The sequence below is a fragment of the Rhodococcus sp. UNC363MFTsu5.1 genome, assembly GCF_000686785.1.
In the GTDB taxonomy this organism is placed as follows: domain Bacteria; phylum Actinomycetota; class Actinomycetes; order Mycobacteriales; family Mycobacteriaceae; genus Rhodococcus_G; species Rhodococcus_G maanshanensis.
Genome location: NZ_JMLO01000044.1, coordinates 1 through 22517, shown reverse-complemented (window position 1 = coordinate 22517; position 22517 = coordinate 1). Strand labels below are relative to the sequence as shown.

Annotated in this window: 30 protein-coding genes and 1 pseudogene; all 31 read right to left on the bottom strand. The window is 66.3% G+C overall.

Going from position 1 to position 22517, the window contains the following annotated elements:
• On the bottom strand, positions 1–375 hold a 375-nt coding region (locus BR31_RS0124345), incomplete at its 3' end, for a hypothetical protein (RefSeq protein WP_027503256.1).
• Positions 376–378: 3 nt separating this feature from the next.
• Positions 379–717 carry a hypothetical protein gene (locus BR31_RS0124340; protein WP_027503255.1) on the bottom strand — a complete coding sequence of 113 codons (339 nt, stop codon included), beginning with the start codon at positions 715–717 and terminating at the stop codon, positions 379–381.
• Positions 714–941 carry a hypothetical protein gene (locus tag BR31_RS0124335; protein ID WP_156042609.1) on the bottom strand — a complete coding sequence of 76 codons (228 nt, stop codon included), beginning with the start codon at positions 939–941 and terminating at the stop codon, positions 714–716. The genes BR31_RS0124340 and BR31_RS0124335 overlap by 4 nt, the downstream gene beginning before the upstream one ends.
• Positions 941–1633 carry an N-acetylmuramoyl-L-alanine amidase gene (locus BR31_RS0124330; RefSeq protein WP_027503253.1) on the bottom strand — a complete coding sequence of 231 codons (693 nt, stop codon included), beginning with the start codon at positions 1631–1633 and terminating at the stop codon, positions 941–943. Before BR31_RS0124330 ends, BR31_RS0124335 begins: the two co-directional genes overlap by 1 nt.
• Complete coding sequence (locus tag BR31_RS0124325; protein WP_027503252.1) at positions 1630–1929, bottom strand: hypothetical protein; 300 nt, start codon at positions 1927–1929, stop codon at positions 1630–1632. Before BR31_RS0124325 ends, BR31_RS0124330 begins: the two co-directional genes overlap by 4 nt.
• Before the next feature lie 8 nt (positions 1930–1937).
• Positions 1938–3101, bottom strand: a complete 1164-nt coding sequence (locus BR31_RS0124320) for a fibronectin type III domain-containing protein (RefSeq protein WP_027503251.1) — start codon at positions 3099–3101, stop codon at positions 1938–1940.
• Positions 3098–3508, bottom strand: coding sequence for a phage gene 29 protein family protein (locus tag BR31_RS30795; RefSeq protein ID WP_051637715.1), 411 nt, complete (start codon positions 3506–3508; stop codon positions 3098–3100). The genes BR31_RS0124320 and BR31_RS30795 overlap by 4 nt, the downstream gene beginning before the upstream one ends.
• Entirely contained in the window at positions 3508–5196 is a 1689-nt protein-coding gene (locus BR31_RS0124310; RefSeq protein ID WP_027503250.1) for a Gp37-like protein, read from the bottom strand. The genes BR31_RS30795 and BR31_RS0124310 overlap by 1 nt, the downstream gene beginning before the upstream one ends.
• Positions 5196–6110 carry a hypothetical protein gene (locus BR31_RS0124305; protein ID WP_027503249.1) on the bottom strand — a complete coding sequence of 305 codons (915 nt, stop codon included), beginning with the start codon at positions 6108–6110 and terminating at the stop codon, positions 5196–5198. Before BR31_RS0124305 ends, BR31_RS0124310 begins: the two co-directional genes overlap by 1 nt.
• A complete protein-coding gene (locus BR31_RS30790) occupies positions 6107–9838 on the bottom strand; it encodes a phage tail tape measure protein (protein WP_051637713.1) in 3732 nt (1243 codons plus the stop codon). Before BR31_RS30790 ends, BR31_RS0124305 begins: the two co-directional genes overlap by 4 nt.
• A gap of 19 nt (positions 9839–9857) precedes the next feature.
• Positions 9858–10223, bottom strand: a complete 366-nt coding sequence (locus BR31_RS0124295) for a DUF7426 family protein (protein WP_156042608.1) — start codon at positions 10221–10223, stop codon at positions 9858–9860.
• A 235-nt stretch (positions 10224–10458) separates the two neighbouring features.
• Positions 10459–10890 (bottom strand): DUF7426 family protein, encoded by a 432-nt coding sequence (locus BR31_RS29940; protein ID WP_051637712.1) that lies wholly within the window; start codon positions 10888–10890, stop codon positions 10459–10461.
• 70 nt (positions 10891–10960) lie between these two features.
• The gene (locus tag BR31_RS29935) at positions 10961–11677 is read right to left on the bottom strand and encodes a phage tail tube protein (RefSeq protein ID WP_037178137.1); all 717 of its coding nucleotides are present in this window, start codon (positions 11675–11677) and stop codon (positions 10961–10963) included.
• A 9-nt stretch (positions 11678–11686) separates the two neighbouring features.
• Positions 11687–12115, bottom strand: coding sequence for a minor capsid protein (locus BR31_RS0124275; RefSeq protein ID WP_027503247.1), 429 nt, complete (start codon positions 12113–12115; stop codon positions 11687–11689).
• A 62-nt stretch (positions 12116–12177) separates the two neighbouring features.
• Positions 12178–12759, bottom strand: a complete 582-nt coding sequence (locus BR31_RS32005) for an HNH endonuclease (RefSeq protein ID WP_197023704.1) — start codon at positions 12757–12759, stop codon at positions 12178–12180.
• 74 nt (positions 12760–12833) lie between these two features.
• Positions 12834–13157, bottom strand: coding sequence for an HK97 gp10 family phage protein (locus tag BR31_RS0124265; RefSeq protein WP_027503245.1), 324 nt, complete (start codon positions 13155–13157; stop codon positions 12834–12836).
• Entirely contained in the window at positions 13157–13489 is a 333-nt protein-coding gene (locus BR31_RS0124260; RefSeq protein ID WP_197023703.1) for a hypothetical protein, read from the bottom strand. Before BR31_RS0124260 ends, BR31_RS0124265 begins: the two co-directional genes overlap by 1 nt.
• Positions 13483–13896, bottom strand: a complete 414-nt coding sequence (locus BR31_RS0124255; protein WP_027503243.1) for a hypothetical protein — start codon at positions 13894–13896, stop codon at positions 13483–13485. Before BR31_RS0124255 ends, BR31_RS0124260 begins: the two co-directional genes overlap by 7 nt.
• A gap of 205 nt (positions 13897–14101) precedes the next feature.
• Positions 14102–14272 carry a hypothetical protein gene (locus BR31_RS31700; RefSeq protein WP_156042607.1) on the bottom strand — a complete coding sequence of 57 codons (171 nt, stop codon included), beginning with the start codon at positions 14270–14272 and terminating at the stop codon, positions 14102–14104.
• Positions 14272–15276 (bottom strand): major capsid protein, encoded by a 1005-nt coding sequence (locus BR31_RS0124245; RefSeq protein ID WP_027503242.1) that lies wholly within the window; start codon positions 15274–15276, stop codon positions 14272–14274. The genes BR31_RS31700 and BR31_RS0124245 overlap by 1 nt, the downstream gene beginning before the upstream one ends.
• 18 nt (positions 15277–15294) lie before the next feature.
• Entirely contained in the window at positions 15295–15843 is a 549-nt protein-coding gene (locus tag BR31_RS0124240) for a hypothetical protein (protein WP_027503241.1), read from the bottom strand.
• 105 nt (positions 15844–15948) lie between these two features.
• Complete coding sequence (locus tag BR31_RS29930; protein ID WP_051637711.1) at positions 15949–17097, bottom strand: phage minor capsid protein; 1149 nt, start codon at positions 17095–17097, stop codon at positions 15949–15951.
• A 3-nt stretch (positions 17098–17100) separates the two neighbouring features.
• A complete protein-coding gene (locus BR31_RS0124230) occupies positions 17101–18690 on the bottom strand; it encodes a hypothetical protein (RefSeq protein ID WP_027503240.1) in 1590 nt (529 codons plus the stop codon).
• Complete coding sequence (locus tag BR31_RS29925; RefSeq protein WP_231496688.1) at positions 18687–19985, bottom strand: hypothetical protein; 1299 nt, start codon at positions 19983–19985, stop codon at positions 18687–18689. The genes BR31_RS0124230 and BR31_RS29925 overlap by 4 nt, the downstream gene beginning before the upstream one ends.
• Positions 19982–20494, bottom strand: a complete 513-nt coding sequence (locus tag BR31_RS29920; protein ID WP_051637710.1) for a hypothetical protein — start codon at positions 20492–20494, stop codon at positions 19982–19984. Before BR31_RS29920 ends, BR31_RS29925 begins: the two co-directional genes overlap by 4 nt.
• Positions 20495–20536: 42 nt before the next feature.
• Positions 20537–20680, bottom strand: coding sequence for a hypothetical protein (locus BR31_RS31695; protein WP_156042606.1), 144 nt, complete (start codon positions 20678–20680; stop codon positions 20537–20539).
• Positions 20680–20841, bottom strand: coding sequence for a hypothetical protein (locus tag BR31_RS31690; protein ID WP_156042605.1), 162 nt, complete (start codon positions 20839–20841; stop codon positions 20680–20682). The genes BR31_RS31695 and BR31_RS31690 overlap by 1 nt, the downstream gene beginning before the upstream one ends.
• A gap of 592 nt (positions 20842–21433) precedes the next feature.
• On the bottom strand, positions 21434–21556 hold the full coding sequence (locus BR31_RS32515; RefSeq protein WP_269321364.1) for a hypothetical protein: 123 nt from the start codon (positions 21554–21556) through the stop codon (positions 21434–21436).
• A gap of 8 nt (positions 21557–21564) precedes the next feature.
• Entirely contained in the window at positions 21565–21744 is a 180-nt protein-coding gene (locus BR31_RS0124190; protein WP_156042604.1) for a hypothetical protein, read from the bottom strand.
• Between the two features lie 87 nt (positions 21745–21831).
• Positions 21832–21925 (bottom strand): annotated as a pseudogene (locus tag BR31_RS31685).
• A 189-nt stretch (positions 21926–22114) separates the two neighbouring features.
• Positions 22115–22517 (bottom strand): hypothetical protein (locus tag BR31_RS32000; protein WP_037178134.1); only part of this gene is annotated, 403 nt, incomplete at its 5' end.

Genomic DNA, 22517 nt, shown 5'->3' with positions numbered 1-22517 from the left:
CGGGGTCACCAGCGCCGCGTAGTCAGACACGGTGATCCGCTGCGACCGGGAGATTCCGCCGCCGTTGCGTACGAACCCCTCCGTCGTAGCGGGCGGTGGTGCTGCGGCATCGATCAGCGGCCACAGCAGGACCGGCGTCGGCGAGTCGGGGATATCGATGGCGTAGGCACTCGCGTGAACCTTGAGGGTGCACGGCCCGGGCTGCAGGTCGGGAGTGGTGAGGATGCCCTCCTCGGCCTGGACACGGTAGGTGCGGGTGGTGACGACGCCGGCGCCGGTGGGGTCGGTGCCACGAATGATGGGGACATGAAATTTGAACACCGTCATGTCGTCGGCGCCCTCGATGTCGCGGACGTTCGCGGTGAGGATGGTCATCGACTACACCTCGTTTCGGATGTCGGCGGGTGCCTTGGCGACGATCGGGCAGGCGGGGACGCCGCAGGTGAGGAAGTCTCGGATCACTCCGGTCTTGCGCCGGTTGTCCTTTTCCAGGGCATCGACCCGCTGCTCGGCTCCGGCGACGCGCTGCTCAAGGGCGCCGATCTGCGCGGACATGGGGGCGACGAGAGAGGCGGCAGCGGTGGCGATGGTCTGCGCTGCTTCGGCGTCGAGCTTCCCCGACTCGGATCGGGTCTTGCGCAACGCGAACACGCCCCCGACTACCGCGGTCAGGACGGCGCCGAGGCCGATCGCGCCGAGGGCCTGGAGCACTGTCACCCGGCCACCGCCGGCGGGTTGGGGTGGCCGTCGCTGGGTCCGGGTGAGACGTGGCGGGCTGCCAGGGTGTTGCCGCCGAACCCAAGGATCGCGGCGACCAGGAGGAGCACCACCTGCATGGTGTCGGCGGCGACCAGGCCGATCGCAGCGAGGCAGAGTCCGAGGGCGCGGGCGATGTCGTACGCCCACGCCCTCCGCTCCGGCGTCATCTTGGGAAGTCTCATCACTTCGCCTCGAATCCGTCGATGCCGAGCTTGTGCCCGATAGCCGCGAGAGCGTCAACCACCGTTCGGTTGCCGAGCTGCTTCCATCCCGGGAACTCCCCCACGTTCTTCGATCCGGTCAGCTGCTCGTTGATGTTCTGCTCGTGGTTCATGCCGCCTCCTGCGGGTGGTGTGGGGTTCATGGCGGCGCGCACCATGTTGAGGAACACGTCGTGCGGGAAGTTCGGGCCGGGGTCGGTGTGGTCGGTGCCGCCCCATGCCCGCGTAGCGTCATGGGTGGTGACGCCGGGCAGGCTGTTGACGCCGACCCATCGGATCGGCCAGTTGTGGGTCTTGTGCCAGTGCGCGATGACGGTCGCGCCGGCGCGCAGCATCTTGTCCTGTGCGAGCCACTGTTCGCGGGTCCAGTCGGCGCGGGCGGTGAAGCACAGGTGCAGGAGCAGGTTGTTGCCCTGGTTGCCGGACGACCACGTGATCCAGTCGTCGGAGTTCTCCCGCAGGCGCTTTCCGGTCAGGTCCACGATCACGTGGTAGGAGCCGGTCTGCGAGTTCAGCTGGTAGTTCGCCAGCCCTTCGGCGCCGATGTTCGGGTTCCCCTCCGACGTGTGCAGACACGTGCCGAGGAGACCGCCGATTGAGCGCGGCCCGCCGAAGTTGAATCGCGGCGCCCAGTCGATATCGAAGTAGGTCACGGGTTGCTTCCCCTTTCGGGCGTGGTGATCGTGTATCCGCCCGCGAGCTGCAGGGCGAGCGCGTGATTCGGTTCGTCGGTGGTGTAGGTGCCCGGCTGGGGGCGGACTTCGCGGCCATAGACGACGCCTCCAGCAGTGCCCAAGACGACGGTCATCTGTCCGGGCTGCCCAGCCATCCGTGGGCGGTGGTAGACGATGAGGTGGTCAGTCCCCTGGATGGGTGGGTCGATGCGGTACAGCGTTGCCAGGCCAGCGAACCCGGGCAGCCCGTCGACCACCATTTCAGCGGTAGCCATGCGGCCTCCTATGCGGTCGTCGTGAAGTTGATTGGTGCGGAGAGTTCGGAGACGTTGTCGCCGATGTCGACTGCCTGGACGCGGACCTGGTAGGCGGTCGAGGCGGCGAGACCGACGAAGTCCCAGGACGTTGAGGTGACGACGCCGTAGCGCTCGCCATTGAGGTACATGACGTAGTTCTTGACGGCGACGTCGTCGATCGAGGCGTTCCAGGAGACGTGCGCGGTCGTCTTGCCGACGCCGGATACGGCGAGCCCTGTAGGAGTGGACGGCGGGATACCCAGCGTGTCCGCGAGATACGCGGTGACGAACACTGCGCCGCCCGCACCATTGCCAGACGTGCCGCCACCCTGAGTTCCCATGCCGCGGCCGCCGCCGGGCGCTGAGGGCCAACCTCCATGACCAGCAGAAGCGCCAGCCGAGAAGACACCCCAGCCACCGCCGCCGCCGCCACCTGCGCTGCCAGTGCCGATCTGACCCGCCGAGATGGAGAATCCGTGGCCGCCGGGGTGGCCGTGGCCGCCGGTGCCGTTGGCCCGCTGGCCGCCCGACGCACCAGGCCGGAATGGTCCAGCCGACCCGTCCGCGCCGTTCGTCGCTTCGCCACCACCGTTGCCGCCACGCATCATGAACGTCCGCGACCCGGAGCCGTAGTTGCTGTTCGTCGCCGCGCCCGCAGTGACGAACGTGCCGAACCGCGACACCCCAGGCGTCCCACCGGGCCCGGCACCGGCGCCGATGGTCACCGAGATTGCCGGCGGAAGATCCTCAAGGTCCGTACCGGCGAAGGTGGCCCGCTCCCAGCCGCCGGACCATCCGCCAGCACCAGGCGCACCAGACGGCTGTGTGCCGCCGGTAGCGCCAGAGAGGACGTCAACCACGATCTTGTACGCGGCGGGATGCTTCGGCCACACAGCAGCCTCGCTGTACGTGTACAGCAGGGCGCGCTCCGAGCCGATGATGATCTCGTCGATGCGGTTATCGAGCCGAACCACCTCGCCACCGAACAGTTGCGCGGAGATGAACTCGGACTTGAAGTTCTCGTGCGCGGTGTCGAAGCTGCCGATACCGCCGAGCTTCTGGTTCTTCCACGCGGCCTCGTTCAGACCGTCAAGGCCGGACAGGTCGTCATCGAATGTGCCCTCGGGATATCCGCCGCCGGGGACAGTCACGACTCGCCCCCATCCTTGAGTGCCGGGTCGTCCGGGAACTCCTCCTGCAGGCGGGCTAGCATCTTGCGCCGGATGTCCTTGCTGACTGTGGACAGTTTCTCGCCCAGGACGTCCCGCCCCGGTTCCGGTTCGTCCGCCGGCACCCACCGGCCGCCGCCGCCCATCATGAGATCCTCGGTGGCGTCGATGCGGTACTTCTTCTTCGGCGGCTCGCGGTGCCCGCAGTTCGGGCACTGCAGCATTAGCCCGCAGTCGATCTGATGTGCGGATACCTTGCGCCAGAACGGAATAGGCCACACCAGGGGAGCGCCGATGACATCAGGCAGTCCGAGGTAGGTCCAGAGGAACACCTCCTCTGGGTCGCTGAGGTCGCACTTGTCGATCGTGGGCAACTCTTTGTCGTTCATCAGATCAGCCCCATTTGCTTTAGTCCGGACACCAGTTTCTGAATCCGCTTGAGTACTTGTCCGAACGCGTCGACCGGGTCCTTCGATCCGAGCTTGATCGCGAAGGCGGGCGCCTTACCGACCGATGCCGAGAGCCGTAGCGACTTCACCCGCGGCGCCTCAACCCGACCCGACCTGTCGCCCTCGGTCTGCACGAGGATGCGATTGCCGAGGTCGAAATGCCCGAAGCCCTTGGCGCCAACCAGCCACGGTGCGCCGTCGACGATTTCCATGTCCGCCGAGTACTTCGTCTCGGTCGCCAGCATCGCCTGGCGCAGCACGAGGGTGGCCGACAGAGTGAATGCCTGATCGGCTCCGTCCACCCACAGCTCGTAGAGGCTCATGTCGGACAGGTGCGTCGACCGGTTGATCAGGTAGACGGTCATGAACGCGAGCAGCGTGTCTTCGTACCAGGGGCGCAAGAGGGCGTCAGCGGCACCCCCTAGAGGTGGTACGAACGGAATCGCTGCCAGTGCATCGCCAAGGGCCTGCACCGCCGCGGAGATGAGTTCGTTGACGCCGGGCATCGAGTGCCCGCCGCCAGTGAGCCGATGACCTCGCGCAAGCTTGATGTTCGCGGACTGCGACACCACGCCAGGCGACCCGGCTGGATAGAACACGTACGGGCCTCTCGGCTCCGTACCCAAATAGCCCGGCACCTGATACTGCGGGATCGGCGGGATGCCGACGATGGCTTGCTCGGAGTTTTCGATGGGCAGTGATCCGCCGCCGATACCCTCGACGAGCGCGGACACGAAGATGCGGATCAGTTGACCGATGCCTTCGAGGAGTCCGCCGGAGGTGTTCGGTGTCAGTCCGCCGGAGTTGTTCTCGAACCAGACGACCAGGGTGCCGTATGCGACCTGGGCGCCGGGCCACGGCAGGGCGTCGCCTGGCATGTAGCGGCGCCACCGCAGCGTGAGGTCCGCGTCGTCCAACATCGACTCGGCGCACTCATGGAATGTCTTGAACCGGGACAGCACGAGGCCGGTGGTCGTGCCTCGCGTCGCCGCGGTCTCGTAGTCCAGCGGCTTGAGGACGATCGGCCAGTTTCGGTAATCGGCGGACCCGTCGGCGAGCGGGTCCATCCACCCCATGCCCGACGGCCGTCCGTGCGCCCGAGCCAGGTTCAACTTGAGCGCCGTGCCAAGAGCCCAGTCGGTAGGGCCTCCAAGCATGAACACCTTGAACGGCTGGAAGCCCGCCGGGGTGGACGGCGTCGCCCACAGGTGACGCCACTTCAGCTGCTCGTAGTCGCTGAGGAAATTAGCGGTGACGATGGACTGCCCGAGGTCGTTCGTCGCCATCGTGACGTTGTCGAGGAACCCCGACCAACGACGCCCGACATAGTCGACGGTGACGAGGACGTCGATCGTCTCGCCCCGGTCCTTGCGGCCCTTGATGTCCCAGAGCCACTGGGCTTCCTCATAGTCGGCGTCGATCTTGACAACACCCGGGCCGGTGTCGTTCTCGTTGTCGAGCCAGTCGTACTCGTTCTCACATCGTACGATGTACTGCAGCTGGTCCGACTTCTTCCCGGACCACAGCTTGATCACGGGAGCGATCAGCCGGAACGCCTGCAGTTCCGCTTCGCGTGCGCGGACCGCGGCGAGTCCGTCCGCGCACGCCTGCTCAAGAGCAGTCGCCATCATCTACCTCCGTGGCAGTTTGACCAGAGTCGCGGCTGATGCAGCTCCGCCCGAGCCCCGCCAGCCGGGGCGCCAGTCACAGAGATCGGGAGCAGCGTCTTCGGGGTGTGCGGGGGGATGGTGTGCATGAAGTAGTAGCCGCCGCCGACCTGGCCCATGACGTTGATGCCGTTGGCCGACTGCATCATCACGTGCATCGGGTCGAGTTGGATTGTCAGCGTTTGCATCGCGGTCGTGACGGGCTTGAGGGGGATAGTCCTCGTCCCGTACGCGCCGCCCGGGACTCGTTTCCGCGGCTGGCCTGTCCATGACACGTCAGGGACCGTCCAGGTTCCGGGCGTGAGCACCCATGTCTGGAACATCTCGACGTCGGTCGGATTCGACACGGCGATCGTGCCCGACCCGGACGTTCCCGACGTCTCCCAATGAGTGACGTCGGTCTTGGACTCCCAGAACGGCTGCGCAGCACGCAGCTTGTAGAAGATGTTCCCGTACTGCAGGCGGTCCGGGCTCATCTCGGGCGCGAAGGCCGGTTCCTCGAACATCTGCACCGACAGGGTGCGGGTGTCGTCGTCGTTCTCCACCGCGATCCGAGCCAGCGTGTCACCCTCCCACCAGGGATCAAGATGGTAGGTGAAGCAGGATCGCAGCAGATCGTCCGTTTCCTGCCAACGCTGCCCGTCGCTGCCTCGGGTGCGGAATCCGAGTTGCATGTCGCGGTAGGGGTTTTCGAGCCCGGCGAATGACCCTCCGCGCTGGCGGCGTGCCCTCTTCCATTCGGTGGTCGTTGGTGCGTGGTAGAAGTTCTCCACCTGCCCCTTGCCGAGGCGGACACCTTCGGCGCCCGCCCCGTCGCCACCGACATGCAATTCAGGTCCACCGCCAGCGCCAAGGATGGAGACATTGAGCGTCACGGCGTTGCACCTCCGAACTGCGCAAGCAGTCTCTTGTTGAGCTCCTCGAACCTTCGGAGCTGTTCCTGGTCGCTGGACACGGTGACGTGGTTTTCGATCTGCACGCCGGGTTGCCATTGCTGGGCGCCTTGGGTGACGTTGCCGGCGAACTGGCTGGCGGCGTCGCTGACCTCGGGGCCCATTAGTGCGCCGAGGAATCCGCCGGGCTTGGGGAGGCCCCATGCGGCGGCGAGGTCCGGTCCTGCCTGTTGCGCCCAGTCGGACAGCCGTTGCTGCGGCGTCGGCGGCGCGGTGAACGACGTCGCGGGCGCAGGCGCCGAACTACGGCCCCCGCCACCTCCACCGCCGCCGCCACTCGAGGGTGATGGCGCAGACTTGGCCGTCACCTCCGCGGAGGCGCCGGACGGCCAGTTGGTGACAAACACCCGCTGCCCGTCCGTCGACAACGACACCCCCGAATCGGTGGTACCTGTCGCGCCGCCCTTGAGCTTGTCGCGCTGCTTCTCGAGCATCTCGCGGCGTTTCGTGGCGTCCGCCTTGCTCGGGCCGGAGGCGTTGAGTTCGGCGGCGAGAGCGTCCTCGACCATCCGATCCGCCTGCGCCAGTTGATCGGAGGTGGGGTTACCGCCTCCCGATGCGCCGGGCCAATGCCACACCTGCGGGAACGACGTAGCACCATTGGCGCTTCCGCCGTACTGCACACCATTGGACCCATCGTTTTCGATAGGCACTCCGAAGAGGTCGCCGCCCATGTGGCCGTTCTCGCCGACGCCACCGTTGGTGCCGATGGAGAAGCCGTCAGGGTCGTAGCCCGGCTCCCAGCCCATCGCCGCAAAGTCGCTGTCAGTGGTGAATCGAACCGATTGCCCGGTTCCGGCGTTGAACACCTCGGACAGGTAGCTGGAGCAGTCGTTGGTGCCGTAGACGTAGGCTTCGCCGTCCTTCGACTTCGCCACGTTTACCGCGGCGTCGCCGTCGAAGACGCCGCCGTTTTCCATCTTCACCAGCCCGAAGCCGAACCGCTTGGCGACGTCCGCGAGGATCGCCGTCGAACGGCCACGCTTCGACGGGGCGCCGGGGATGAACGCTTCCCAGCCTGTTTCGCCTTCGGCCCACTGCACCAGACCTTTGCCGCGGCCAGGCTGGATGATCGCCTCGTCCGGCAGCTTGCCGTTGGCGTACTCGCGGACACCGCCGTTCGCCTCGACATCCTGGATTGCTGGTCCGACGAAGCCCTCCGGCACACCAGCAGCATCGCGACGCTTCTTGATGTCGACCCAAACCGTCATTGAGCGCTCACGCTCGAGGAACGCCGTCATCGAACGGTTAGCCGGATCGGTGTCCGCCTCGACGATGACCGTTCCATCAGGCAGGGTGGTCACCTTCATCCCGAGGGCTGTCAGGTTGTCGACGGCATCCTGCGTGAGGGCCTTGGTGTGGACGGTCTTGTCATCCGGGACGTCGATGACCTTGCCCTTGAGAACGTCCAAAGCCGAGTGCGCTTCGGGCATCCCAGGCTGCCGGATCTGCGTCTCCACAAGATCAGGGACCAGACCGAGCGTGTTGATGTAGTCCAATGCGCCCTGGTTGGTCATCCCAGTCGCCATCAACTGCCGGATCAACGCGTCACGGTTGGCGTCGTACTGCCCGGTCAACTGCTCGATGGTGGCTCCAGATTCGAGGCCGGTCCGGGTCTGCGCCTCAAACTGTCCGACCAGGCCGCGGAGCTGGGCTTCCATCTGCACCTGCGCAGGCACGGAACGGTCGATGGCGCCGGACCAGTTCTGCAGCTGGAGAGTTGACCCGTCGGCGGCAATACCGACATCGGCGATGGTTTTGTTGACCTTCGTGATTTCGTCGTTGAACGCGGCGGACATCTTGAAGTCGCCGCCGAACTCGTTGAACCTCGCCTGCTGCTCGTCTAGCGCGGGGATCAGCTTGTTGCGGATCGCGTCGGCGCCTTGAGTCATGGCGCCTTCGATGCCTTCGCCAGTGCCACGGACAGAGTCGGCGAGGTCGCGGATTTTGTCGGCCCCGTCGCCATCAACAAGCAAGTTGAGGCCGGGGATGGCGGAAGCAACTGCGTCGATGCCCTGAACCAAAGAGGCAAGGCTGTCGAGGGTGCCGGCGACCATGTCGCCCGCGGACCCGGCGAGGTCACCGAAGCCCTCCATGCCCGACGCGACGAACTCAAGGATCGACTGTGCCGCCTCGAAACCAGCGTTGCCGACGTCGATGAAGAACTGCACGACCCCAGCACGGTTGTTGCTGATCTTGTCGGCCCACTCGGCGATCTGCGGGCCGAACGCTTCCGCGAGAGACGCCTTCATGCCGTCGGCGACCATCGAGATGGACCGCATGGCGCCCTCGACAGAGGTGGCCGCATTTCCGCCCATCACGTCGATAGCGCGCTTCGCGGCGCCCTCGTAGTCATTCATCGACTTCGTCGCGGTGTTCAAGTCCATCGCAAACAGCGCTTGGCCGAGATCCTCAGCCTTCGTGCCGAACAGAGCCACAGCAGCGGCGTTCCGGGCCACAGGGTCTTCGATCTGACGAAGACCGTCGAGAACCTGACGTAGGCCATCGGAGGCATCGGCGCCGCCGTTTGCGATCTTCGCCGTCATCTCCTCGGCCGACAGCCCAATAGCTGCGTAGCCTTCGGCGCTCGACTTGCTTCCATCGACAGCACGGATGGCGAACTCTTTCAAGGCATCAGCCGCTGTGTCGGTATCGCGAGCGCCAGCTTTGAGTGCCTGGGACATCAGGCCGATTGACTCAGCACCCGACAGTCCCAACTGACGGAACTGCGTGCCGTATTCGTCGATGGTGTCGAGCCAGTCTTCGGATGCGTTCAGGCCCATCTGAGTGCCCTTGACGATGAGGTCAAACGCGTCCTGTGCATCGGCAGCCATGCCGGTCTTGAGAGCCTGGCCTGCTGATCGGGCGACCCTCGGGATGTCCTCGCCGATAATTGAAGCGACACCGTCGAGGCTGTTGATCATCTGCTCGGCGTCACGCTGCGTCGATCCGGGGTCGAGGAGGCCAGTCTGTAGGGCCGCCTTCGCGGTCTGCAGGTTTCCGTTCACGGACTCGCCGAACGCATCGGCGTAAGACTCTCCCGCGGCGAGACCGAACTTGCGGGCCTGGTCCACAGTGAGCCCGGTCTGCGCCTGGAACAGGTCGCGGTCCAGTTCGGCCTGCATGCCGTCCTTGATGGCCTGCGCGAGCGCAGCGCCCGCGGCAAGGCCGAGGACGGCGATGCCGAGGATGGACCCAGCGACCGGGCCAGTCTTCGACGCCAGGCTGCCGAGTTTGTCGGAGAACCCTGACAAGAAGTTAGTGCCGACACTGTCGCCGGCGGCCTTTGCGCCGTCGCCTGCGCTGGACAGGCTGGTGCCAAGCTTGCCGACCTCCGAGGTGGCCTTGCGTGCCTCGGTGCCGACGGCAGACAGGTCGGTGACGGCCCGCTTGGCGGAGCCGCCGACCTTGTCGACGTCGGAGGATGCGGAGCCGAGCCGGGTGAGGTCCTGCCGCGCATCAGCTGCGCCCTTGCCGAGCTTCGCGGTGCCGCCTGTCGCGCCGAGGATCGCGGCGTCGATGTCCTTCGCGGACTTCTTCGCGGTGTCAGCGAGTCCGGTCAGGTCCTTCTTGCCCTGGTCGATACCGCGGGTGAATCGGGTGTCGTCGATTGTGAGGCGGGCTACGAGTTCGCCAACGTCCAGCGCCAAGGGTCAGCCCTCCCAGGGGTTACTTCTTCTGCTTGGTGGCGAGCATTTCGGAGACCTTTTCGAGGTCGACCATTCGCCCGAGGTGTGCCATGCCCCAATGGATTTCGGCCATGTCGGGGGTGAATCCGAAGTGCAGGATGGCGGTGCGGCCGGCGTGCAGGATCATCGGCCACGGCACCTTGTCCGCGACCATCTCGTCGAACGCGTCACCGAGGACCTTGACGACCTCGGCGCGCTGAACGAGGGACGGCAGACCTGCGGTGACGACCTCCTGCTGCACCCGCTCGGATTCGTCGTAGTCCAGGGCGGCGATGCGGTATGTCTTGCCGCGGATCGGCAGGTGCAGGTCGGGGTCGAAGAACGTCTCGAGGTCCTTGAGCGCCATCACTGGCCTTTCGGGTTGAGGAGGGCGTGTAGCCGCGTCGATGGGGTGGTGGCGAGTGCGCCGAGGCGCAGTTGCAGCCACCGCCACGAGCGGGCGTGAAGGACGCCGGATTCGACGTCGATGCCCATGTCTTGCAGGTCGAGCTCGATTGCCCGCCAATGCGTGAGGAAGTCAGCCCACGTCGCAAGAGTGAGGGGGCCGCGGGCCTGACCGGGGGTGGGGTTGTACCAGTCCCTTACGCCGGTCGCGGGGTCGTACGGGCCGCCGCCAGGATCGTCCGGTCCGTACGTTCCGGGCGCCGAAAGATCCTGCGGAGCTTCTCCCCCATCGCCGTCTGTCTTGGTGATGGGGGTATCGGATTTCCCGGCAGTCCGCCGCCTTCCCAAATCTTCTGGCCGAGGGCTTCGGAGTGCCCGAACCAGAAGATCGCGGTACGTCCAGCTACGGCGATCTTCGGCCAGGACACGCCATCGTCGAGCATCTGCTGGTAGGTGTCGCCGAGCATCTGCACGATCTCTGCGCGCTCGCGTTCGTCGTTCAGGCTGATGCCGTCGACGAAGATGCGCTGCAGGTGCAGGCCCTGCCAGGCGGTGCATTCAATGGCGTAGTCGGTTCCTGCGATGGGGAGGTGTAGTGCCGGGTCCATGAGGTCGGCGAGGTCTTGCATCAGGTCGCCTTTCGGTGCAGGCCACTGAGGGCGCCACCTTGAATGGGTGACGCCCTCAGTGAGGCCAGGATCAGGAGACGGTGATGGTGCCCGACGGGGTGAGGCCGGAGCCGGTGCCCGACAGGACTCCGGGGACGGTGACGGTCAGGCCGCCGGCGATGGTGCCGGTGACGGTGGCGTTGCCCGAGCCGACGGTCGACAGCAGCTCGAGGGCCGTCTTGATCGCCGCGGCAGTGGCGTTGTAGGCGATGCCTGCCGTGGTCTGCCCGGCGACGGTCAGGGTGAAGGTGCCCGCGGTGAACGGGCCGCCGGTGAAGGTGACGGTCTTCGGCTGGCTGGGCTTGGTGATGTCCTCGGGCTTGCCGTTGCCGGACAGGGTGAACGAGAACTCCTGCAGGGCGTTCGTGCCGGACGCCGCGCTGTCCGTCCACTTCACGGTGCACTCGCACTGGTGCGCGTCCGGCAGCGCATCGCGTCGGAAGATGCGGGCCTGCACGTAGTTCTCGGAGCCGGTCTTGCGGCCCTTCTGGCGGAGGAAGTTCTGGCCCGGGTCGTCGACGAAGCCGACGCTGTCGTCACCCTTCCGCTTGCCGGAGCCTTCGATGCGGAATGCGAGGCCGGTCACGATGGACGAGGCGTAGCCCTCCGAGTCGATGTCCGAGGTGTCCTCCTCGGAGCCCTCGAAGATCGGGGACACGGAGGTGAGGCCGCGGACGGGGGTCCAGGTGCCGGTGGCGGTTTCGACTTCGAGCGCCCAGTCGCGGGCGAGAGTTGATGCGAGGGACATGGGTGTCTCCTAGGAGGGGTTGAGGGTGAGGGTGTAGCTGTCGGGGCGGGTGTAGCGGCCGTTGGCATCGGGTGCGTTCGGGCCGGTGATGTGGCGCCGACAGAGCAGCACCTGCACCCCGTTCGGCAGCGTGAAGTTGCTGCGGTCGTGGAGGTGTTCGAATACGTCGTCGGCGAGGCGCGGCGTGGTGTGTGGGTTGCGGCCCGCCGTGCGGAATCGCATCTGCACGTAGAGGTCCGGGCTGTCGTCGTCGCGTTCCCGGTCGTCGTTGTAGGTGTTGATGAGGACGGCCGTGTCCGGCTTGTCCGGCAAGGTGCCGAAGAAAACCGCTGGCAAGCCTTCGCCGGTGTAGATGCCGGTCGGGCTGTACCGTGCCAACCCGGCCGCGGCGAGGTGTTCGGCGAGGCCAACCACGAGGTCAACGCTGTACGCCTTCATGTGGCCTCCCTTGAACGACGAAAGCCCCGCCGGATCGGCAGGGCTTTCGATGTGGGGCTAGGTCAGGCGATCGTGCGAGCGCCCTTACTGAGGTTGCACCTCGCATGGGAGGGCTTGATGTTCTCGGCAATATGAGGTCCACCCTTAGACAGTGGGATCACATGGTCGAAATGGAGGTCGGACACGTCCGCGATGTCGCCGTCGCAGATATGGCAGACCATGCCGTGTTCGGCGAGGATCAACTCGTAATCAACAGGATCGCCGTCGGTCGCCCGACGCCTGCGGGCGTTCTCCCGGTTGCGCATCTTCCAGAGTTCCGGATTCTGCTTCCTCCACCGGTCGGACACTCCCGGATTCCGGCGCCTGTACTCGGAACTGACCTCTCGGTACTTCTCCGGGTCGGAGTCATAACGAGCTTTACGCTTGGCCTTGAGTTCGTCGTAGTTGACCGTGTAGAACTCCTGCCAGCGCTCTTTCCAGTACTCCGGACGAGCCTCTCGGTACGCCTTGTTCTGCGCGTTCTCCCTGACTTTGTTCCGACGGTAGTAATCGCGGCGAGAGCATCGCTTACACATTCCCGACTTGTTTCGCGTGGGATGGACAGCGGTATCGCAGCCGTCGAATGAACAGGTAGAGTTGTCCATATCATCGCTCCTTGTAAGCGGTGGTCACGGCCCCGGACTGTTGGCGCAGTCGCGGGGTTTTCTAGTGCCTGATTCTACCCGAGTTGTCGACGAATCGACTCTGCAATCACCGCTGCTACAGTCCATTTCGTAGCCACGACTGCATTTTCAAGGTACTTAGCCTCACCCTCAGGGTGGTGGCTGCCGAGGTTCTCGTGGACCACCACCGCGTATTCGGTGTCGAAATAGACGGCCGCCTCGAGGTCCTCTTGTGCGGTGCCTGCGCTGTTGCGGAGGACGCCGGTTTCGACGGGAGCCCGTTCGATGGCTTCCTGCTTCACGACCTCAGCGGCGTCGGCGAGGCCTTGCTCGGCGGCGGCGCGAATGGCCTGCAGGGCGCGGCTGGCGTCGAACGCCATCAGGTCAGGTCCACCGAGTAGTAGTTCGGGGTGCGGCCTGCGCCGTCGTGGTGTAGCTGCTCGGCGAGGACTTCCGCTGTCCGGCCACTGAACTCGGGCGGCAGGGTGATCTCTGACCCGGGCGGGATCAGCGCGGTCGACGCTGGCAGGGAGACGCGGGCTTCGGAGATGACTTCCGAGCCGTCCGGCGCCAGCACCTTCTTGCGCTTCGCGGTGATCTTCCCGACCACCGTCACGGGCGGATCGAACGCGGGACCGTACGGGCCTTCACCGGCCTTCCGCTTCACCTGTACCGGCCACCGCCACCACTGGGCGAGCGGATCGGTCACCATGACTGCACCGCCGACGACGCGAGACCCGCCAGACGCAGAATCCGATACGCCGACGGACACAGCGTGTCGAGGGAACGTGCCGCCTCCGCGGCGAGCTCTCCCGCGTTCGTGGAGACGGATGCGCCGTCGATGCTCGAGGCCGTGATCTTCTCCGGCAGTCCACCGGGGCCGGCGGCCGGGTCGATGCCGAGCCGGTCCCACTGTGCGGCGTGCGCGCAGGTGGCCTGCATCATCGCCTCGACGAGGTCGTCATCGGCTGGGAGTCCGGAGGGGATGGTGTCGTACACGTCGCAGCGGCACGCCGACGCGACGAGGATCGACGCCTCACGGAGGAGGATTGTGGCGTTGTCCGGTTCGGGCTGCCCCGTCCAGGTGGCGAGCTGTGCGGGTGTGGCGTACACGAGCACGACGAATCCTCCTCGGGGTGTTGGTGGTTGGCGCGCAGGACGCGCTGCTGCAGGGTGGAAAGGTCACGGGCGTTGCACACCCCAAGCGGCCTTCACGCAGTTCTGATGAATGTCTGCCCGTGCGTGTTGACGCGCCAACCATCAACGTCTTGGTCCCGCCTGCCCCGCGCCGCGATCAGGCGACGCGGGGGGCGGGCATCAGGTGTTACAGCTCAGCGGGCTTCCGCGTGGCGCGTTTGCGCTCCTCGACCACGTAGCCATGACGGGCGAAGTAGGCGAGCGCGTTCGCGTCGTCCGTCTCGCCCTTGCCGTCGACGAACTGCACGCCCGCGACGGCGCCCGTGTACCCCGCGACGGGGGTTTCAACAGCCGCCATCAGGCGACCTTGATGTTGCGGAACACGCTGGCCGCCTTGGTGGCCTTGAGCGCGACCGCGACGGGGCCGAGCTCGACCTCGCCCTTCTTCACCGCACCGGCGGTGGAGAAGTCGGGCAGCCACGTCTGCACGATCTGGCCGCCGGTGACCGTGACGGCGTGGAAGCCGTCGAGCCCGCCGCGGTAGGCGTACAGATCGGTCAGGCCGGTCTGCGCGGTGCCGACGGTCCGGTTCTCGACCGGGATGATCGGCGTGTTCGCGCCTGCCTGGTTGCCCGGGTCGGCGAACACGATTCCGCCGTAGGTTTCCCGCACGATGGGGCGGCCGCCGGCACCCATCAGACCCTCGACCGGGTCCTTGGTGTACTGGCCGGCGCGGCGGGCCGCGGCGCGGACCCGGGCGAGTGCCTTGGTGTTGCCGAGGATGACGGTCGGGGTTCCGTCGAGCAGCGACAGCCACTCGTCGATGGCGTCGAGGGCCTTGTGCTCGGCACGCGGGTTGGTGTCGAAGTCGGTCCAGTCGGTGACGCTGGTGGCCCGGAACTCGGTGGCGGACCCGGTCAGTGCCTTGTCGAGTCCGTCGAAGCCGTTGGCGTCGACGGCCTTGTCGCCGTTGATGACCTCGTCCTGGAACTTGGTGGTCGCGGCCTTGATCTTCTGCGCGAGGTTCAGCGACACCGCGGCGGAGGCGTTGGGGCCGAGCTTGGCGATCACGCGGTCCACCTCGAACGCGCCACCGAGGGGCGCCAGGTCGACGGTGAACGGTGCGGTCGTGACGTTCTGCGGCGTGTACTCGGTGTTGAGGGCACGGAACGCGGCGGTCGCCTGGGTGACCAGTCGCCGGTAGCCGTAGGTGAGTGTCGCTCCACCGCCGGCGGGGTTGACGGCGTCGTCGAAGATCAGGGAGTCGAGGACGGCGGATTCCTTGCGGAACTCGTCGATGACCGCGGGGTCGTAGTCGTTGAGGGTGTTGTTCTTCGCCTCGGCGAGAGTGGTGGGTGCCATTGGGTGCCTCCTGGGCGGTTAGGCGTAGTGGGCGCCGATGGCGCCGGTGAGGGTGGTCGGGGTGCGCTTCGGCTTTTCGCCTTCGACGGGGTTGCCGGAGCGGCCAGCCGGAGCGGGCTTGTTGCGTTCGGAGAGGGCCTTGGCGAGGGCGTCGACCTTGTCGGCGGGGATGCCGAAGAGAAGCTCGAGGTCCTTGTCGTCGGTGATGCCGTGCTTGCGTGCGGCGCGTTCGATGGCGAGCTCGGCGCGGGCCTCGTCGCGTTCCTTGGCGGTCTGCGCGGATTCTGCGGCGCGCTTCTCGTCATCGGTCATCTGCGCGGCCTTGAGCTTGGCGAGTTCCTTGGCGGCTTCGGCGTTGGCCTTGGCTCGGGCCTCGTGCTTGCGCGACTCGGCCTTCCAGTCGGTGTCGTCCGCCTTCGGCTTCTCAGCCGCGGGCGCCTCAGGGTCCGCGGGTACGGGGTCCTCGGCGGGCGGGGCATCGGGAGCCGGGTCGCCGGTCGCGATGCCGACTCCGTCTCCGGCGCCGATCAGCAGCCGGAAGCCTTCATCGGGCTGAGTGTTCGCCATGCGTTCTCTCCTTCGGGGTGATGCCATGCGGCGTTCGCCCCGGATGCCATGCGGCGGGGGCTGGTGGGTGGTGCGGTGTTGCAGTTCCGCCGTGCGGCGGGAGTCTTAGCGGGCGCCGGTGGCCTGTTCGCGGCGGCTGCGGCGCGGGAGGTCGTGTTCGGCGAGGTGGGCGCGCATGGTGGCGTTGAGGGCCTTGAGGCGCTGGGCTTGTTCGCGTTTCGCTGCCGGGGTGACGGCGACCGCGGCGCGACGCTTGCAGTCCCGGATCTGGCGCTCGAGGAACCGTTGCCGTTGCGTCGCCTCATACCCTTCGGGGTTCGGCTTCGTCGTGAAGGTGCGTGATGCGCCGGGGATGTAGGCGGTGACGGCATGGCGGCAGTTCGGATGCTGGAAGCCATGACGGCGGGCATCGGCGAGGGTCGCCTTGATCCGCACTTTCACCGCGGGGCCGCCGGTGGCGTTCGGTCGGATCACGGTGCCCGTCTCGCCATTGAGGCTGAGCACCTGGCCCTCGTAGGGCTGGCACTGCGGCGCCGGATTCGCGTGCGACGACACGACAATCAGGTTCTGTCCGCGCTCGAGCAACCTGTCCGCGTGGGCTGCGATGAGTTCCTGGTTGACGATGCTGCGGGACTTCATCTCCACATAGCTGGTCAGTGACCAGTTGCGTTGGCAGCTGTCACGGAACCCGGTGATGCCGCGCTTGGTGAGCTCGTCGAGCGCCTGCTGTGCGGCGTCGAGGCGCGTTCCCTCGGCCGTCGGCGCACCGAGCAGCCCGGGCCTGGTTGGGCGGGCGTGCGGGACGTCGACGTTTCGGGCTTGGATGTTCGCGACCACCTGCCCGTACAGCTCCCCCGCCGCGGACGGCAGGCGTTGGGTGGCGGTGGCGAGCGTGTGCCACGCCTCCCCTGTCGCCTGACGCGTCTGCGCCTCCCGCCTCGGGCGTTCCGCCTTCGGGTCGACCTCGTCGAGTTCGTCGAGGTCGTCGTCGGCTGCCTGCCTGCCGATCTCGGCCGCACCTGCAACGGCAGCGGTGACCATCGCAGGCATCGACGCCTGCAACTGCGCGGCCAACACCTCCGCCTGCCGCCGGAACTTGAGCATCTCCGCGGGCTGCCGCGCCTCCCACTCCGGGCTGTCAATGCCGGCGGCGATGGCCTCCGCCAACGCCGTCAGCAGCATGAGCTCAGCCTCGGAGTACATCGCGGTGAGCTCATTGGGGAGGCCGGCGGCGTCGGACGGGTCGAGCGCCATCGCCTACACCGCCTTCGGGTCGACCTCATCAGGCTCGTCGGATTCGTCTGACTGCTCGGGCGGCTTGGGTGGTCCGTCCGGCTGGAAGCCGAAGTCCGGTACCGGAACATCCGACGCCTTGTCGATCAGCTCGACCTCCTCGGCGACCTTGGTCTCATCCCAGTCCTCGTGGAGGTACGCGACCTTCGTCCGTGTCGACGCGGCGCCCGCATTCGCCCAGCCCTGCACAGTGCGGGACTTGGCCTCGTCGGATTCGCGGGCGAACTTCGGCCACTCCAACTCGAGGTCCTCGGTCGGGGCCTTGCCCTTGCCGGGGAACTTGATCGCATCCACCCGCAGGCAGGTGGTGGAAAGCGGGCCGAGCGCGCTGCCCCAGTGCCGGGCCTTCGCGGTCGTCGTCTTGACCGTGAGGTCCTTCTTGCCAGACGCCTCGGTCGCGGTCTGCGCGACCTCGTCAGACATTCCCAGCGAGACGGGGCTGTAGCCGGTCTTGCGGAGGACCTCGCGCAACAGGATGTTGCCGCCCTGGTCATGCTCGAGGACACGGATGGCGGGCTGGAAGAACTGGAACAGGGTGGTCGGATCGCCTTCGCTGTTGAAGCTGCTCCCGACCCTGGTGAAAATCTCCTGCCCGTCAGGCAGCGTGGCGCCGTTGCCGGGGCCGAGGTTCTGCAGGACCGACTCGGACGCGTACACCTTTCCGGCGCCGAGGCGGAAGTCGCGAATCAGCGAGGAGTAGATGCGGTCCAGCTCGTGGTAGCTGGGGATGAGGTCGGTGCTGATGTCGGCGCGGCCAAGGTGCTTGAGCTTCGGCTCGTGCCGCCACTCCGGGTTCGGGGTCACGTTCGGCACGTACGCGGCGGTGAGTTCCTTGACGCCGGTCTCAACGTGCGAGTAGCCGTCTGCTCCCAGGACGACCTTGATGCCCTTGGTGGCGGGATGGGCTGCGAGGTCCATCGAGCGGCCGAGGCTGGTGGCGGTGCCCTTGTAGAGGCCGTGGATCACGCGCTCCGACTCGTGGCGCTCGAGGTGGCGCCACACATCGCGGTCGTCGGAGCCGTCGAGCTCGGACCAGAAGGTGACGGCAACCAGGCGACCCCAGCGGAATTCGGGGATGGCGCGGTCGGCGTCAACGAAGTCCAGCCAGGTGTTCTCGGCGATGGTGTCGTCCCAGACGACCCGCTGGAAGCTGCCGGACAGTGCCGAGCACTGCTCCCCCGCCTCCAATAGCTGCGAGTGGAAGGTCGGGGTGTTGAAGATCAGGTCCGCTCGCGCCTGATCGTCGGCCGACACGAAGGTCACCGGCTCGTTGAACAGTTCCGACGCGGACAGCTTCGTGATGACACCGGCGATCGGCGCGTGATACCGCTTCGGCGCCTGCGCCGTCGGCGTCTGCGTGCGACCCCAGAAGGCGTCGTAGGCGGCGCGGGTACGGCCGACGACACCGGAGGGGCTGGCCTTGCGCTCGGCGCCATAGTAGGCGTTGAGCTTGTCGGGGTCGCCTTCCCACCACACCTGGGATTCGGCGGTGCGGGCTTGGACCTTGGCTAGCTCCGCCGGCGGCCATGCCGTGTTCGGCTCTGGAAGGCTCACGCGGCCACCTCGATTCGTTCGTCAGGCAACGCCTTCGCGGCGTGCAGGTTCGGGATGAATGGCTGCCACATCGGGCGGGAGGTGGCGACCGCGTAGCGGAGGGCATCGACAGCGTGATCGTTGAGCTTCACCGGCGCGTCCTCCCCCTTCTTCGCCGCCTTCTTGTCCCACACGTAGCCGGGGATCTCCCCGAGGAGCTCGGTGCACGTGTGGTGGATGAGCAGTTGGTCGGTGGAGAGCAGCGCGGAGACGAGGCCGATGCCAGCACCGACCTTGTTGGCTGCGTTGGCGTAGTTCGTGAAGCCGTCGCGCTGTAGCTGCACCTTGAACTCGGCCGCGGCCGGGTCCACGAACAGGTAGTCGGGCGTGTCGGTGGCGATGAACTCCCGCAGACTCTTGGATCGGTCGGCGGTGGTGCCGTTTCCGGGCGCCCACTCGGCCATTGCGTACAGCCGGTTATCGACACCGAGGCCGAGCTTGATTCCTCGAGTCGGGTTGGTGGTGCCGTAGTCGATGCCGACGCAGAGGATTCGCTGCATGGCCGGCAGTGTCTCGACGACGTGGCGCTTCGGGTCGAACGACTCGTAGATGACGCCGTCGGCCATCGTCCACAAGCCCTTGATGAAGCGGTCATGCCAGAGTCCGGTGTACTGCCGCGAGAGGTTCTCGATGTACCCCTCGGGCAGGTGCGCCCGGTTGTCCTCCAGGTTGAAGTGGAAGATCCGGTGCCCCATCTCGGCGGCCCGGTCGATGTAGCTCACCTTGAGCGGGTGCTTCGGCCCATCCGGGTTCGTCGTCGCGCCCATCCACGCGCCGGCCACGGAATGCCGGGACACGAGCATGTTCACGAACTCTTCGGCCATCAGGCTGATCTCATCGCAGTACGACAGCTTGATGGTCATGCCGCGGATGATCGCCTCGGAGCGCACATCGGATGCGCCGATGACATGCACCGTCTGCCCGAAGATCGTCGCCGTCGGGGCGCCGCGGTTGTAGCTGATCTGCTCCGTGAGGGCACCGAACATGGCCGGCTCCATCAGTGGGGCGATCAGGTTGCGGTAGACGGTGTCTCGAGTGCGGCCGATGACAACGATCTCGCCCGGGAGGTCGGCGAGTTCGGCGACCTTCATCAGGAACTTCCACAGGCTGCCGACGGTCTTGCCGGATCGGACGGCTCCGTGCCAGAGGTTGATCTGCGATTTGGACGCGTCGGCCTCGGCGCGGGCGATGGAGAGGACCTGCTTGCGGGACAGGGGTAGGCGGTCGAGGATGCCTGCGGCGTGGCCGCGGGTCACTCCCCTGCCGCCTCGTCGTCGAGTTCGGCGGCGAACTGGGCGAGCGCTTCCTGCATCTGCACGAGCACACTGGCTGCGGCGTCGGCGTTGTGGCCGGCGCCCATGCGGGTCAGGTTCTCGTGGGACTTGATGAGGCGTTCGACGGCCGCGGTGAACTCTGCGGTGGCTTTGGCGTCGGGGAGGTCGAGTTTGATGGTCTGCGGCCCGGCGGGGGTGGAGGCGACGAACTCGTAGGTGTCCCAGATGCGTTCGCGCATGGCGATGGCGTCTGCCAAGAGGGCTTCGGCTAACACTGCGCGTTGCGCGGAGAGGCGTTCGCGGGTCTTGTCGTTCATCACGGCGACGGCGGGGCTGATGTTCCAGAGCAGGCCGAGGCGTTTGGCCCAGCGGGACACCATGTCCTGCGAGATGCCGAGGGTGCGGCTGATGTCGGCTTGCGAGGTGCCGATGGCGTGGCCTTCGCGGATCGCCGCTTCAATCTCGGGGGTGAGCTCCTGCTTGGGCGGCATCGGGCCTCGCAATGGGTCTGGGGTGCGCAGTCCCGTGCGGGTCTACGTGCGCCCCGTGCGGGGCAACTGGTCGAGCAGCCGTGCCATTTGTGGCTCGAGCACGGCGAGGGCGGCCAGGTTGTCGTCCCGCCTGGCCTGGCGGATCTTGGCGAGCACGTCTTGGATTTGATCGTGCAGGCTGGGCATCACTGCACCGCCCCATGTGAGGTGCGGTCTGCGATGCGGGCTGTGATGGCTGCCTTCTCGGTGAGGAGGTCAGCGATGGCGTTGGGGTTGCCTGCTTCTCGCGCTTGTTCGAGGCGGTGTTCGGTGTCGTAGAGGAGGGTGTAGAGGCTGGTGGTGTCCATGACTACCTCCCGCTGTCGATGTCCTCGTGCAGTTGGTGACGCCACGGCGCTGGGCTCGGTGGCGTTGGCAGTTGCGGGGCTGACGCAAGGAACAGCGCCGTGAGGTGATCCATGTAGTCGCGGGTACTGGCGTACGACCACATGTCGCTCATCGGAGGATGATCCAGCGGAGGATGGCGTCGATGCGTGCGGTGATCCAGTCGAGCATCAGACCTCCTGGGGTTTGGGGATGCCCGCGACCAGCCGGGAATGGGGGGTAGCTGGTCGCGGGCATCTGGTTCCCTCGGCGTGCGCTGGCGAGCTGCAACAGCCGGAGGGGCGGCACTTCCCCTGAGGGGTTCGCCGGAGCGGGAAAGGCGCTCGGCGCGGTGTGCCGCAGTCTGGGGTTCGGAGTTGATAGTTCAGCGTGGATCAGGAAGATCCACGAGGCTCTCAGCAATGAAGTCGGCGTGCTCGACGCGATCGAGTTCGGCCTGCCGATTCAATGCAGCTGCGATCCTCATTTCAGCGTGCTGAATGTCGGAGTTGTCGCCGAATAGCGCCGCTCGGTTGTACGCCTCTCGCGCTTCGGCTAACTCAACCCCAGGACCGCTCAGGACAGACTGCCGATGGCCGGTACGACGTAGTCGAGGACGTACGGCGCCAACGCCTTACCGATCGTCCACACCGCACCAGCAATGGTGATGACGTCGTCGAGGTCGATCGATCCGATCATGGTGTCTCCTAGGTGTTGCGCCCGAAGAGCTTTCGCGCCGGGGCTTCGTTCATGTTGATGGTCATGTTGATGACGACTGGCTGCACCGGGTCTGTGTCGGCCTGTTGGTCGAGGGCGTCGGCCATGTTGCGGAGGACGCGGGCGGTGACCGCGGTGGAGAGCTTGGCGAGATGTTCGATCAGATCCATGCTGACCTCCCAGAAGTAGGCTCCGGTACGACGCCCCGGAACGGCGACCATAGGCACCTTCATACGTGCCGGGCAGAGTGGCCCATGCTCCCCTGGCGGGATTTGAACCCGCACCCTCGCAAGGGGCCTTCGTGCTCCGTACGTCTACGGCGAAGCGCAATGCCAATTCAGCTACAGGGGTTCCTAATCGGTGAGGTTGCCGCTACGAAGCAGCTCCTAGCCGACAGGGATTGCGGTGCCCGCCCTTTGCCTCCGCGTCACTGACCAAGGCGAAGTGGTAGGGCTGGGGCGGACACGCGAAAAGCGAGCCACCCCCGAAGGGACAACTCGCTTTCAGCGACAGCGTATCACATACCCGACCCCACGCAGGTCACGCGCTCTCGACGTGATCTGCTGGCCATTCATTCCCCAACCTGAATCCACACCCCGAGCAGGTCACCACAAGAACCTCTTCCTCAAACCCTGAGGCCATGTACTTCAGCGTTCCCATGTGGCCCGTCGACCATGAGAGGACTACGCCAGGCGGCCACCCCTCCGTGTCCTCCTGCTCGATGGTGTTCGACAGGTACACCTTCGGCTGATAGCTGTAGGTGTCGAGCCTGCGCGACTGCGCATCACACTCACACTTAGGACAGCTATCCAAGCTGCCGAATGACCTGACAGTTCTCCGTTTGGCGCGGACCTCGTCCACAAGTCCCTGCGCCAAGCTGTTGTAGCGCTCAACCTCTTTGGGACTCAGCAGTAGACGGACCTTACTTGGCTTGGACTTCTTG